This is a genomic window from Paenibacillus sp. WG02, from assembly GCF_055396115.1.
The window spans coordinates 6,510,622-6,524,925 of sequence record NZ_AP036016.1 but is presented as its reverse complement, the minus strand read 5'-3'; the positions used below and the strand labels follow the sequence as shown (position 1 = coordinate 6,524,925).

The window sequence follows — 14,304 nt, the reverse complement described above, 5'->3', positions numbered from 1 at the left end:
CTATAACCTCATTCCTTCCAATCCTGAGCACACCATCAGCATTACCCATCCCTAGTCCTAGCTGTGTTATAATTGATCTAAGAATTTGTTACTGGAGGCGTACATCATCATGAATCAGGAGCGCTGGCATCAGCATCAGTTTCGTGTGAGATATGAAGAAACGGATCAAATGGGGGTTGTGTACCATGCCAACTATTTAACGTGGTTCGAGATGGGGCGGACTGAACTTATTAGGGAGCTTGGTTACCCATACCGGCGGATTGAGGAGAAGGGGTTATTGCTGCCGCTTGTTGAAGCAGAGGTTAAGTTCAAAAAGCCTGCTCGCTACGATGACTTGGTATGCGTGAACACGCGAGTGATTGATATGAGTAGTGTTCGGCTCCATTTTGCCTATGAAGTCCGTAAAGTTTCGGAAGAAATGATGGCTCTAACCGCAGATTCTGCTGCTCTACCTACCGGTGAATTACTTGTGACGGGAGCAACTCGACACGTTTGGGTGAATCCTTCTTGGAAGCCAATACGTATAGAGAAGGAAGCTCCAGAATTATGGCAGCTGTTAGCTAAGTATTCTTAAAAGGGGCTGAGATTATGTTTCGCATCATTCTTGCCATTCTTATTCTAGTACCTGCTATAGAAATTACGATTCTCATAGCACTGGGACATTTTATAGGTAGCTGGACAACATTCGCGCTTATTATAATAAGCGGCTTCTTAGGTGCCTATTTCGCCAAGCGGGAAGGACGCAAAGTGCTGGAGTATGCCAAGTTTGAGTGGTCTCAAGGCAAACTGCCGACGCAGCATTTATTAGATGGAATCTGTATTTTCATTGGCGGCATTTTATTAATTTTGCCTGGATTCATCACGGATATTTTCGGATTTCTACTTGTTTTGCCTTACACAAGACCGATCTTCAAAGTGATGCTGCTTGCACTGATTCGAAAACAAATCGGCAGAGGCGGAATCAATATCATCAAACGTAGATAGAGAACAAAGGCTCGGTCACCCCGTTTATTTGGGAGGAACCGAGCCTTTTTGTATATAAGCCGCCGTATCATGAAAGATTCTTGCCCGATAGAACGCTGAAATCAGAATGAGAGTCACAGGACCAATAATGAGCCCGAGTAATCCGAAGAGTTGTAATCCAACGAACATGGCGATTAACGTAGCTAGAGGGTCTAACCCGACGGAGGAGGCGAGCACCTTGGGTTCCATGATCTGTCTGGCAATGACGATGACGCCATAAAGCACACTGAGGCCAATTCCGAGAAAATAGTCTCCTTGCGCAAAGAAAACATACAAAATCCAAGGCACCATGACAGCACCTGTCCCCAAATAAGGCATGAGATCAGCTAAGCCTGTTAATAAACCGATGGTAATGGCATAGTCAACACGCAAAACCAGCAAGCCAATGATGACCACAAGAGCGGTAAGCGAAACAAGAATCAGTTGGGCGCGAATGTAGCCGAACAGTGCTTTTTGTAAATCCGTTCGAATCAATTGAGTGGTCTTCACAATCACCTCGGAAAAGATTCCTTTATACCGTTTGATAAGCTGATACCAATCTTTACTAATGAAAAAGGTAGCCAGCATAACAATAATGGTGATGGTTGCGATATTCGGCAGAGAAGTTAGCAATCTTTTCAAAGTATCAAATACATAGCCAATAATGAACTTGCTCACATCTGCTATTGAGCCTGCTGTCGATGATAAATTGTTGTTGACGGTTTCTTGATATTTCGGGTTATTTTCAAAAAACTGATTAATACGTTCAATCCAATCTTGAAAAGCTGTAGAATTAATGAATACATTGAATTGCTCCACCCACAGGTTAATCTGAATCTGCAAGGTATCCGCAAGTGAACCTAATTCTACGACTATATTCGCAACCAGTAAGGTTATGGCCGTAACCATGGCACCTAGAAATAACATCATGGACAGGGTCACCGCAAGCCAGCGCGGCAATTTCAACTTGAATTGGAAGAAGTTAACAAGAGGATTAAGCATAAGTGCTAGAATCCAGCCGAAAATAAATGGGTAAATCAGTGGAATCACATAGAAGAAAGCGAGTCCGATTACAATAATAATTAGTGCCACCCAAATGCCCCTGAAAATCTGGTGAACTAAACGCGGATTCAGGATACCCATGGTTTTTCTCTCCTTGTTTCAAGTCTTTTTATTGTAACACGTTCTTGGATAAATACGGAAATAACATCATCTTTACAAAATCTTCATAATTTATAACAGGGGATTCTGCATTGTCGGTATAAAGTACGCATAGTACAATGTAGATATAATTGGCACAAATTAGAAAACATAAGAAAATATAAGTGGAGGCTTTATGAGTATTGCGCGCGAACCTGATTTGAAGGAAGTTAAAGAGCTGAAGGAAGTCAAGGAAGTCAAAGAGATTTCGACCAAGTACTTGAACCGGGATTTAAGCTGGATCGAGTTCAATTGGCGTGTTCTGGAGGAAACTCAAGATCCGAGCACTCCGCTGCTTGAACGTGTGAAATTTCTGTCAATCGTATCCAGTAATCTCGATGAGTTCATGAGTGTTCGCGTCGCAGGACTGAAGGATCAGATCAAAGCTGGGTATACCAAGAAAGACTTCACAGGCTACACTCCTGCCGGACTTATTAAACGAATTATGAAGCGCACAGCCAAAATGGTAACCGAACAGTACAAAACATATCGTGAAGTTACGAGATTGCTAACCAAAGAAGGTATTGTTTTTACGGAATATGAAGATTTGAATACGGCACAGAAAAAAGCCATGGATGCTTATTATCATGATATTATTTTTCCTGTATTAACGCCGATGGCCGTGGATCAAAGTCGTCCATTTCCACTTGTACATAATCAATCCGTCTATTTAGCCGTCTTGCTTGTGCGGGAAGGGGATGATCCGGATGATGAGCCTTATTTTGCCATCATTCAAGTACCGAGCAATTTATCCCGTTATATCTCTGTGCCAACACGGCCAAATAGTAAAAAAACAGAATTTATTCTTCTCGAAGAATTAATCGAGCATCATATCGAATCGCTTTTCAGTGGATACATTCCGATTTCGGTACATGGGTTCAGGGTGACTCGAAATGCCGATTTAACGCTCAATGAAGAAGGGGCGGAAGATCTGCTTGAAGAGATCGAGAAGGAGCTTAGACGCAGACGCTGGGGCGCTCCTGTTCGACTTGAAGTACAAGAGGGCATTCATCCCTATGCGCTAGCACAGCTTCAGGATGAGTTCGAGATTGAAGAACAAATTTTTGAAATTGATGGTCCGCTGGACATCACTTATTTCATGAAGCTGGCCGGTACACTCAATGGTTATGAAAATCTGCGCTATCCGCGAGTTGCTGCCAAATACCCAATAGAATTTGAGGATACGAACGACTTCTTCGAGGTTCTTAAGCAAAAGGATGTCTTGGTACATCATCCCTATGAAACGTTCGACGCCGTAACAGATTTCATCATCCATGCTGCCTATGATCCGAAAGTGCTCGCAATCAAAATGACTCTGTATAGAGCAAGCGGAAACTCTCCGATTATTCAAGCGTTAGCTAGAGCCGCGGAGTCGGGAAGCAAGTTACCGTTGTTGTTGAGCTGAAAGCCAGATTTGACGAAGAACGCAATATTGCATGGGCAAGAATGCTTGAAAAGTCAGGCTGTCATGTGGTTTATGGCCTAGTGGGGCTCAAAACACATGCCAAGATCACACTCGTCGTAAGACAAGAAGAGCAGACGCTCCGCCGATATGTGCATGTGGGAACGGGGAATTATAACGACAGCACAGCCCGTCTTTACACAGACGTAGGGCTATTCACTTCAAACAGTGTGATTGGAGAGGATGCCTCCGCGCTTTTCAATGAAATTACGGGCTATTCCGCGCCTCATGATTGGCAGTCTTTCGCAGTGGCTCCTACAGATTTGAAGGATAAGCTATTCGAGCTTATCGAACGTGAAGCTGAGCACGCTAGAGCGGGCAGACCAGCCCGAATTATTGCGAAAATGAACTCTTTATCCAACCAAGAGATGGTAGATGCCTTGTATGCGGCGTCGCAAGCAGGTGTAAAGATTGAATTGATCATTCGCGGCGTATGCTGCTTACGGCCAGGGGTGCCAGGGATTAGCGAGAATATTACAGTTCGGAGTATCGTAGATCGTTTCTTGGAGCATTCCCGCATTTATTATTTTGAAAATGGCGGACTCGTTGATGTATATTTATCTTCGGCCGACTGGATGACACGTAATTTGACACGTCGTATTGAGCTGATGTGCCCGGTTCTTGACCCTGAAATGAAGAAAATGATGATTCAAATTCTGAATGTCACCCTGCATGATAACGTCAAAGCTAGAGAACTTATGCCGAATGGGATGTACAGTCGCATAAAAAATGAACTGACCCCTTATCGGAGCCAGTTCGAGGCGATGAAAATTACTTCATGGAAAAAACTCCGGCTTGAGTCTTAAGCTTCAGCCCCCAGATTTTTTCGAAATCTTTGCTGATAACTGCGAGTTCCTTTAGCTCCATAATGGGGTTGTGGATACATAGCAGCTTAAGCGTTAAGGTTGAATCGGTTTTCGTTGTTTGCAGCTCTTGAACAGGCTGTGTCTCACTCTGATCCAAGGCCATTGCTAACTTAAGCAGCGTGCCTAGCTTCACAATTAATGCCTGGTCGGATTCCATCAAAAGGTCCTTGTAAGCTAGAACTTGTTGGTGGGTCCGGCTTTTTGTTTTGTAAGTAGCAATCAAAGAGCAAATAACAATTTCTCGATGACTGAGACCGTCGATATGTGCTCCAGTCATCATGTACTGCGTATGCTTGAGGTATTGATAGTAATGAACGCTGGCTCCAATTCGATGCAAGAGGGCAGCGGTATGCAAGTATCGTTGGCTTCGATTTTCCAATTCAGAAGGTGCAGTGATTGTCTGATAAAGCTGCATAGCAAATTTATCTACGTGAGAGACATGCTTCACAGCGGCGTTCGGGTGGAGCAAAAGCAAATTGTTGATACTTGCTTCAAGAACATCTTCCTTGATTGGGTGCTTAGGGTCGAATGTTTCATAGAAAAGGCCATCGCGAAGTCCTGATCCGCTGATAATGCATGCAGATGAACCCGCTGCTTCGAATATGGTGTCCATAATGATCAATCCCGGAACCATGATATCCGCACGCTCTTTGGAGAGACCATCTATTTTTTTTCGTTTTTCCAATGGTAATGAGGATAACAATAGGAGGGATTCTCGAAGCTCTCCAGGTTTCAGTGTGTAATTATGGGCCAACTGAAGCGAGTATTTGCTGCGTTTTTGGCTTATTTTTCCTAAAGTTCGAATCGTTCCGCCTAGACCTATCATAGGTAGGTTAGGGGAGCCGGCAATCCAAGGATGAGCCACAATCGCATCTTCAACCATCCGACGAATGTCACCCATTTCCTGCTCAGTCAGATTCCCATTTTTCATAAATTGGCGTGTGGTGTTCACCGCACCGAAAGGAAAGGAAACGCTGTGCACCAATTTCCGGTTTCGAAGCAATGTGACTTCCGTGCTGCCTCCGCCAATGTCAATGATCAAGCCGTCCCGTATATCAATGGAATTGATTACGCCTAAGTAGCCATAACGAGCTTCTTCTGTACCGCTCAGAACTTCAATATGAAGTCCGCTCTGTTCCTGGAGAATTCGAACAATTTCAGCTGAATTGGCCGCGTTGCGTATGGCTGCCGTTGCTACGGTTCTGATCGTCTGAACCTCATGAACTTTGCATAGCAGAGAATAGTGGGATAGAATGGGAACAATAGAAATAATATCTTTGCTATGTAAAATGCCATCGGAACCGATGCGTTCGCTTAGTCTAGCGGAATCCTTATGCTCACTGACAACACGGTATGCCCCGTAGGCATTAATTTCGTAAATAACAAGTCGTATCGAATTGGATCCGATATCAATGATGCCGATACTTCTGCTGCTCATGTATTTGCTCCTTTTTCAGAGAAAAATCACTTTTACTTTGCCTACATTGTATCAAGCTCAACACGACTCGACAAACTTTTCCTTCTAAGGTGAATAATTCGGAGGAATTAACAAAAACTTGTATCGTGTGTTTTGAAAAGATGGCTAAAAAACAGTGACGATTTCCGCCAAAAAGATTCTTTATGATAGTGATAATGAAGTTTTATGTCTGCTTTTGTTCACTTATTAAACAAAATACTTTATTATTAAGTTAGGAAAAAAGCAATTTTTTGCTAATAGAGTAGCTAAGGAGAGATTCCCATGTCTGCAACCAAAGGTTTAGAAGGAATTGTAGCCACGACCTCGTCGATCAGCTCCATTGTAGATGGTGTGCTAACGTATCGCGGGATTGATATTGATGACCTCGCAGAAAATGCGACATTTGAAGAAGTTATTTATTTGCTTTGGTTCGGCAAGCTGCCTAACCAAGCTGAGCTTGAGAAACTGCAAAGCGACCTGAACGCTTACAGCAAGGTGCCTGATGCGGTTATCAACCAGATTAAAGCATTCCCGAAAGATGTTAATTCCATGGCTGCCCTTCGTACGGCAGTATCGGCTCTTGCATTGTATGATGAAGAAGCGAACGATTTGAGCCCTGAATCCAATGTGCGCAAAGCGATCAAGCTGCAAGCACAAATTCCAGGCATCATCGCAGCATTCGCACGTATCCGTGAAGGTAAAGAACCTTTAGCTTCCCCAGGATATGCTTCTGTTGCTGCTAACTTCTTGTATCAACTAACAGGTAATGAACCGGATAAAATCGCGATCGAAGCTTTGGACAAAGCATTGGTTTTACACGCTGACCATGAGCTAAATGCTTCTACATTCGCTGCACGCGTTACTGTTGCAACTCTGACAGACATCTACTCCGGTATTACTTCAGCGATCGGCACGCTCAAAGGACCTCTTCACGGCGGTGCGAACGAAGCTGTTATGGCGATGCTGGAAGAAATCGGTACAGTAGAGAACGTAGTTCCTTACATCAACGATAAATTAGAGCGTAAAGACAAAATCATGGGCTTTGGACACCGTGTTTACAAAAACGGAGATCCGCGTGCGAAGCACTTGCAAAAAATGTCCTATGAGCTTGGTAAATTAACTGGCAACCTGAAGTGGTACGAAATGTCCATTAAAGCAGACGAATTGGTCACCAGCCTCAAAGGCTTGAAACCAAACGTTGATTTCTACTCTGCTTCCGTTTACACAACGTTGGAAATCCCACGCGACCTGTTCACGCCGATCTTCGCGATCAGCCGTACATCCGGTTGGGCTGCCCACATCTTGGAGCAGTACGAAAACAACCGTCTGATCCGCCCACGTGCTGAGTACACAGGTCCGGTTAACCAAAAATACATTCCAATTAGCGCTCGCTAATTATCGCTTCAACTCCATGTGCGGGCAGTTCGGTACCCGTCCTCGGCTTCATCCCGAGGGAGTACCGCAACTCCCGTCACTTTTTGTGTGTTTACCTACACTACTACGGTGACGAGTTAAATTTCTTAGGAAGTTTCTCGCAGCAGTTATGTAGCTAAGTGGAGTGCTTGGCAGTGCCTGGAGAAACGAAAGTGGCCGCCTTTAGAATCCTGTCCATCCCATAAAATTAATTCAATTGGACAGGATGATAACAGCGGTCGGAAGGCATTGCCAAAAGCACGCAACGAAATGCGCAATAGTAACTTTTTGATAAACTAATCTACATAAATTTTAGGAGGAACTATCATGCCACAATTCGAATCTTACGAACTTCCAACAGAAGGACAAAAAATCACCATCGAGAATGGTGTTCTGCAAGTACCTAACAACCCAATCATCCCTTACATCGAAGGTGACGGAACAGGTCCTGATATCTGGGCTGCTTCGGTACGCGTTCTGGATGCTGCCGTTGAGAAAGCATACAAAGGCGAGAAAAAAATCGCTTGGTACGAAGTTTTTGCCGGCGAGAAAGCTTTTAACAAATACAACAACTGGTTGCCTAATGATACATTAACAGCTATGCGCGAATACATCGTGTCCATCAAAGGACCTTTAACTACGCCAATCGGTGGCGGTATTCGTTCCCTGAACGTTGCACTTCGTCAAGAATTAGATCTTTACGTTTGTTCCCGTCCAGTTCGTTACTTCAATGGCGTTCCATCACCGGTTAAACGTCCTGAGCTTGTTGACATGGTTATTTTCCGTGAAAACACAGAAGACATCTACGCTGGTATTGAGTGGGAAGCTGGTTCCGACGCAGTTAAGAAAGTTATTAAATTCCTTCAAGACGAAATGGGCGTTAACAAAATTCGTTTCCCAGAAACTTCAGGAATCGGTGTTAAACCAGTATCCTCTGAAGGTACTGAGCGTCTGGTCCGCGCTGCAATCGAGTACGCGATCAAACATGGCCGTAAAACGCTAACTTTGGTACACAAAGGTAACATCATGAAGTTCACAGAAGGCGCGTTCAAAAACTGGGGTTATGAACTTGCTGAACGTGAATATGCTGATAAAACATTTACATGGGCACAATATGATCGTATCAAAGAAGCAGAAGGCGCTGAAGCAGCTAACAAAGCTCAAAAAGACGCTGAAGCAGCTGGCAAAATCATCGTAAAAGATGCAATTGCTGATATCGCGTTGCAACAGGTATTGACTCGTCCAACTGACTTCGACGTAATCGCAACATTGAACCTGAACGGTGACTACCTGTCTGATGCACTTGCTGCTCAAGTTGGCGGTATCGGTATCGCTCCAGGAGCAAACATCAACTACATTACAGGTCACGCGATCTTCGAAGCTACACATGGTACAGCTCCTAAATACGCTGGTCTTGACGTAGTTAACCCAGGATCTGTAATCCTATCCGGCGTTATGATGCTTGAGCACCTTGGCTGGTTGGAAGCGGCTGAATTGATCTACAAAGGTTTGGAAACATCCATCAATAACAAAACCGTAACTTATGACTTTGCTCGTTTGATGGAAGGCGCGAAAGAAATCAAGTGTTCCGAGTTCGCGAACGAAATCATCAAAAACATGGCTTAATCGTTTGTGAAAATGTTGATCGACTAAAAACTTTTAGGAGGTACATCTCAAATGGCCATTCGTCGTAATAAAATTACCGTTGTCGGCGCAGGTTTCACCGGCGCTACAACTGCTCTAATGTTAGCCCAAAAAGAACTTGGTGACGTTGTTCTTCTCGACATCCCACAACTAGAAAACCCTACAAAAGGGAAAGCGCTCGACATGCTTGAAGCAGGTCCAGTTCAAGGCTATGACGCTCAAATCACAGGTACTTCCAACTATGAGGATGCTGCTGGTTCCGATATCGTCATCATTACAGCGGGTATCGCTCGTAAACCAGGTATGAGCCGCGACGATTTGGTTAACACAAATGCGGGTATCGTGAAATCCGTTTGTGAGAACGTGAGAGAAGTAGCTCCTGATTCCATCGTTATCATCTTGAGTAACCCAGTTGACGCGATGACATACGTAGCTTACCAAGCGCTTGGTTTCCCAAAAAACCGTGTAATCGGTCAATCCGGTGTACTTGATACAGCTCGTTACCTGACATTTATCTCCCAAGAGTTGAATGTATCCGTTGAGGATGTTAAAGGGGTTGTTATCGGCGGACACGGTGATGACATGGTTCCACTCGTTCGTTATACATACGCTGGCGGCGTGCCAATCGAGAAGCTGATCCCAGCTGACCGCATTGAAGCGATCGTTCAACGTACACGTACTGGCGGCGGCGAAATCGTTAACCTACTTGGTAACGGTAGTGCATACTACGCACCAGCAGCTTCTCTTGTGCAAATGACAGAAGCGATTCTGAAAGATAAAAAACGTATCATTCCAACCATCGCTCTTCTTGAAGGCGAATATGGCTATGATAACTTGTTCATGGGCGTTCTCACTGTACTTGGTGCTAACGGTATCGAGAAAATTCTTGACATCGAGCTTACGGAAGATGAGAAAACAGCGTTGGACAAAACAGCAAACTCTGTTCGCAATGTGATCAAAGTTGTAACAGGTTAATCGAATCGAACTTTCACCAAAGAACCAACAACCTATGCAAGTAGGCGGTTGGTTCTTTTTTTGTCCTTTTTATTTATCAGCGACTACCCACGTTCGCTCTGTTCTGGGTTATTTGATAAGAAGTGGTACGATGGATATGGCTTAGCGAATACGAGGTAAGGTAATCCAGCCCAAAAGAATTAATCTTGACTTTTTAGGAAATGGGAAATGTGAGAAAACGCTTGTTAATGATTTTTTTAAAAAACAATAGGGAACAATTCATATAGTGGAACCACAATAGGATAAGAAAGAATTTGCGGTCCAAACGACGGGGAATTTAACAGGAGCTATAGGCGTAATGGCCGGTATTGAATATGGAGAAATTCTTGGGACCACGCTGATATCTGGGGGAGGAACGATCATCGGATCAGTTGTCGGTGGGCTATTGGGAAACAGATTGGGACAAACTATTGTATTAATAGAGAAAATATAATCAGCATAGCAGGGTGGACACTTCAGGTGGGCACTTCTGACATTAACACCGCAAATTGCACTGGTTAAATTAAATAATTTTCCAAAGGAGATCCAAATGTCAATGTTACATACTATTGAAATTATCATTAGATCCTTTGTAGCCTTTTTGTGGCTTTGGGTCTTCATTAAGTTAATTGGAAAACAAATTATTACACAAAATACTAATCACTTATTTGTTCTTTCCACTATACTAGGTACGATTGCGGGTAATATGGCTTTTAATATCAACATTAATTTTATATATTTTCTATTGTCCTTATTCATTATGAGTGTTATCGGTTATTTGTTAACATTGATCTCGCTTAAAAGTAATAAAGCAAGAAAATGGATTTCAGGAGAACCCACAATTATTATCAAAGATGGTAACCTATTGGATCAAAACATGAAGAAATGCAAATATACGTTGGATTCCTTAGAACAAGGGCTTAGAAGTAAAGATATTTTTGACTTGAAAGAAGTGGAGTATGCTGTACTTGAAACCAATGGCACTCTGTCTGTATTAAAAAAGCTAGATTATCGGAATGTAATGAAAAAAGACTTAATCGCAGACCTTTGAATGCATGTCCTAAGTGTCGAAGGACAACAACGTACATCCACTAGAAGCTGCAAATGTTGCGGCTTTTTTTCTTTTATGATAGTTGTTCTTGTCCTGACTGTCAGGAATGATATTCCCAGACGGTTTTTTTTGGTTGAATGCATAGAAATTTATTACTTTTGTAAAATCGATCATAGACGCTATTCCAAAGTACTTTCCCTGTGCTACGATACATTTAGGACAAATGAAATGGCTAATTATTCCAATGGATGGACGGAGGGATTTGATGTTGTTAAGAAGTTTGTTTGGAACCAAGAGATGGAAAAGCCTCATACTAACGGTAACATTGTCCGTGTCTTTAATGGGAGCTATACCGCAAGCATTCGCTGAAGGACCCAATGACCCAGCGCCATCGATTACGCCGACTTCGGCGAATGGCAAAAAGGTGCTGTTCGATAACACACATGGTCAAACAGCTGGCGCAGCGGACTGGGTGATTGACGGCGGTTTTTCTGACTTCGCTAACGCTTTAGGCAATGCTGGTTATTATGTAAAAGAACTGCGTAAAAATACGGCGATCACGCTCTCTGATTTATCAGCGTACGATGTGTTCGTGATTGGCGAAGCAAACATTCCATACAAGACGACAGAACAAAACGCTATGCTGCAGTACGTACAAGGTGGAGGCAGTATTTTCTTCATAGGTGATCATTACAATGCTGACCGTAATAAGAATCGTTGGGATGCTTCGGAAGTGTTCAATGGCTTTCGTCGCGGTGCATGGACGAATCCAGCTGCGGGCATGAGTACAGAAGAAGCAGCTTCAGCAGCGATGCAGGGTGTTGCAAGCTCCGATTGGTTGTCGGACAATTTCGGAGTGAAGTTCCGTTATAATGCCTTAGGTGATATTACAGCGAATAATATCGTGAGCCCATCTCAGGCTTTTAACATCACGAGCGGAGTCTCCACAGTCGCAATGCATGCAGGCTCGACTTTAGCCGTAACAGACCCGAACCAAGCAAAGGGTATTGTATACCTGCCAGCGACAACGACCAAATGGGCTAGCGCTGTGGATCAAGGTGTATACAACGGCGGTGGTGTTGCTGAAGGTCCTTTTGTCGCAGTTTCTAAAGTGAGTGCAGGCAAAGCCGGATTCATTGGCGATTCCTCACCAGTCGAAGATGCGACGCCAAAGTATAAGAGGGAAGAGACAGGCGCTGCGAAAACCACGTACGCGGGGTTCCAAGAGCAGAATGATTCTACTCTTTTAGTAAATATGGTGAACTGGTTAGCAACCAAAGAAAGTTATACAAGTTTAGCGCAAGTGCCAGGTCTTACATTGGACTCCGCAACTACACTCTACTCCTGGGAACAGCCGGCTAATACAACAGAGCCGCAGGCCGAGCCTTGGGCAGCACCTGCAGCTGGTTATAAGTGGTGGGATCCTTCGACATTTAAAGCAGGATCTTACGGATATAGCACCGCTACGAATACAACAGATCCGTTTGCTTTTGTCCATCAAGCGCAATTGCCTAATCAGGCCGTTTTTCAAGTAAAGATTATTCTAAATGGCTTAGCAGCAAATTCAACAACTACCGGCTATAATATTGGCATTTATAATGGTTCAGGTACCCAGGTCGCTAAGGTTCAAAATAGCAATGGCACATGGCCTACCAGCTATGGTTACAGCACGAGCTTCTCATTAACAGCTGATGCAAGCGGGCATGCGGAGAAGATTGTGAGTATTCAAATTAATCCTAGCACCTCCGGCTCTGCTAATATGCGATTGAGACAGAACACGACAAACAAATTTACAGAGGCCGTTACGATCGCTAACGTTCCAGCTGAGACCACTGCCTTAAAACGTTAAGTGGACAGGCAATTGGCTTGATCAATAGGAATTGAAAATAACCCTGCGGGCTCATGATCGAGATGAGTTCGTTGGGTTGTTTTGCGTAAAATTGGTCACAGGTTTGTGTAGATATAGTGAATTAGCAGAATTCATGGGATCGCTTTCTTGTCGGGACTGTTCCAGTTCGGTTATACTTAATAAAACCATTACATAAAATTGCGGAGGTTGTCCAAATGTATCCAGTTATGATTTTTTTACATGTCGTTAGTGCTTTATTGCTTGGTTCTTATGTCATGTTCCCATTCTTAGTGGGACGAACTGCAACCTTATCTGGGGCTGCCCAAGAGAGTTTTGTCGGCGTGATAGCTAAGATCAATCGCATTGGTCAATTTTCACTGATTGTAACCTTCCTTACAGGTGGCGCAATGATCAGTCAAGTGGATCCAAAGCCGTCTGTCCTATGGATGATCTCCTCCATTGTTCTTCTTCTGATTGTAGGAGCAATCACGGGAATGATCGGTGGTAGAATTAAAAAGCTGATTGCGAATAGCAAAGCAGGTAAAAGCACGGCTTCTGATGTTGCCAAAATTAAATCCTTCAGCTGGATCGCAGCCATCGCTGTTATCGTGGCAGTATTGATTATGACGAATCCGCAGCTGCTATCGTAAGTTTAAGGAAACAGAAAAGAAAGAGCATGTTCATCTTCTGGATGACATGCTCTTTCTGCATTTTCGGAACTTGGATCATGTTCGACAGGTGCGTCGACTAATCCAATGTGATTTCATCTAATGTTTTCTCAAATGATGCACTCATATGCTCGAGGAAATAATCAATTTCAGGCATGTTCATTTTCTGTAAGCTTTCCAGAATTTGCTGCTTTGCGACGACGAATTCACGGTTGCCAGTGGAGAGCTCAGTTAAGCATTTGATATAAGCTTCAAGCAAGTCGGCGGCTTTCACCCAGCGGTAGAGCTCAGGGTCTGGATCTTGAATTAAGCTGCGGTAGATGCCGCTGATTTCAGGTGGAATCGTTTGAATAAGCCGTTCGACTGCGACATCTTCGATCTCACGGAAGTTCCGCAGTATTTGTTCATTGTTATGCTTCACAGGCTGGGGGATATCCCCCGTTAGTACTTCGGAAGCGTCGTGGAACAAGGCAATGGATACCACACGATCCGTTGGTACGTTGCGTCCATATACTTCGTTGGCAATAGTACACAACATATGCGCAATTGTCGATACATAGAAAGAGTGCTCAGCTACGTTTTCTCTACGCATGTTCCACATGAGACTCCAGCGATCAATATATTTAAGGCGGTATAAGTAAGCGAAAAAGTGATGATTCATCGGGTTAACTCCTCTTCGTTCTTATCATTCTAAAGGATA

At 43.7% G+C, this 14,304-nt stretch carries 12 protein-coding genes and 1 pseudogene; 10 read left to right on the top strand and 3 right to left on the bottom strand.

Annotated features, from left to right (window positions below):
• The first annotated feature begins 109 nt into the window (after window positions 1-109).
• Together ACBP55_RS29600 and ACBP55_RS29595 are read left to right on the top strand one after the other, a co-directional pair.
• Window positions 110-574 carry an acyl-CoA thioesterase gene (locus tag ACBP55_RS29600; protein WP_464646761.1) on the top strand — a complete coding sequence of 155 codons (465 nt, stop codon included), beginning with the start codon at window positions 110-112 and terminating at the stop codon, window positions 572-574.
• Window positions 575-588: 14 nt separating this feature from the next.
• Entirely contained in the window at window positions 589-984 is a 396-nt protein-coding gene (locus ACBP55_RS29595; protein WP_464646759.1) for an FxsA family protein, read from the top strand.
• Between the two features lie 24 nt (window positions 985-1,008).
• Here the strand turns inward: ACBP55_RS29595 and ytvI are convergent, their stop codons facing one another.
• Window positions 1,009-2,145, bottom strand: coding sequence for a sporulation integral membrane protein YtvI (ytvI, locus tag ACBP55_RS29590; protein ID WP_464646757.1), 1,137 nt, complete (start codon window positions 2,143-2,145; stop codon window positions 1,009-1,011).
• A 193-nt stretch (window positions 2,146-2,338) separates the two neighbouring features.
• Between ytvI and ACBP55_RS29585 the strand changes: the two are divergent.
• Window positions 2,339-4,470, top strand: a pseudogene (locus ACBP55_RS29585) (RNA degradosome polyphosphate kinase).
• Here the strand turns inward: ACBP55_RS29585 and ACBP55_RS29580 are convergent.
• Entirely contained in the window at window positions 4,436-5,968 is a 1,533-nt protein-coding gene (locus ACBP55_RS29580) for a Ppx/GppA phosphatase family protein (protein WP_464646755.1), read from the bottom strand. The pseudogene ACBP55_RS29585 and the gene ACBP55_RS29580 sit on opposite strands and share 35 nt — an antisense overlap.
• Window positions 5,969-6,268: 300 nt before the next feature.
• On the opposite strand from ACBP55_RS29580, the gene citZ reads away from it, so the two are divergent.
• From citZ to ACBP55_RS29545, 7 genes are all read left to right on the top strand, one after another.
• Window positions 6,269-7,381: a citrate synthase gene (citZ, locus tag ACBP55_RS29575; RefSeq protein WP_029197071.1), complete on the top strand. Its 1,113-nt coding sequence runs from the start codon at window positions 6,269-6,271 to the stop codon at window positions 7,379-7,381.
• Between the two features lie 345 nt (window positions 7,382-7,726).
• The gene (icd, locus tag ACBP55_RS29570) at window positions 7,727-9,025 is read left to right on the top strand and encodes an NADP-dependent isocitrate dehydrogenase (protein ID WP_029197070.1); all 1,299 of its coding nucleotides are present in this window, start codon (window positions 7,727-7,729) and stop codon (window positions 9,023-9,025) included.
• Window positions 9,026-9,076: 51 nt separating this feature from the next.
• Window positions 9,077-10,018 carry a malate dehydrogenase gene (mdh, locus tag ACBP55_RS29565; protein ID WP_029197069.1) on the top strand — a complete coding sequence of 314 codons (942 nt, stop codon included), beginning with the start codon at window positions 9,077-9,079 and terminating at the stop codon, window positions 10,016-10,018.
• Window positions 10,019-10,355: 337 nt separating this feature from the next.
• Window positions 10,356-10,490, top strand: a complete 135-nt coding sequence (locus ACBP55_RS29560) for a hypothetical protein (RefSeq protein ID WP_464646752.1) — start codon at window positions 10,356-10,358, stop codon at window positions 10,488-10,490.
• A gap of 96 nt (window positions 10,491-10,586) precedes the next feature.
• The gene (locus tag ACBP55_RS29555; protein WP_464646750.1) at window positions 10,587-11,087 is read left to right on the top strand and encodes a DUF421 domain-containing protein; all 501 of its coding nucleotides are present in this window, start codon (window positions 10,587-10,589) and stop codon (window positions 11,085-11,087) included.
• Window positions 11,088-11,352: 265 nt separating this feature from the next.
• Window positions 11,353-12,936, top strand: coding sequence for a DNA-binding protein (locus ACBP55_RS29550; RefSeq protein WP_464646748.1), 1,584 nt, complete (start codon window positions 11,353-11,355; stop codon window positions 12,934-12,936).
• Between the two features lie 215 nt (window positions 12,937-13,151).
• Complete coding sequence (locus tag ACBP55_RS29545) at window positions 13,152-13,586, top strand: hypothetical protein (RefSeq protein WP_464646746.1); 435 nt, start codon at window positions 13,152-13,154, stop codon at window positions 13,584-13,586.
• A 97-nt stretch (window positions 13,587-13,683) separates the two neighbouring features.
• Here the strand turns inward: ACBP55_RS29545 and yfbR are convergent, their stop codons facing one another.
• Window positions 13,684-14,265: a 5'-deoxynucleotidase gene (gene yfbR / locus ACBP55_RS29540; protein ID WP_173187169.1), complete on the bottom strand. Its 582-nt coding sequence runs from the start codon at window positions 14,263-14,265 to the stop codon at window positions 13,684-13,686.
• Window positions 14,266-14,304 lie beyond the last annotated feature (39 nt).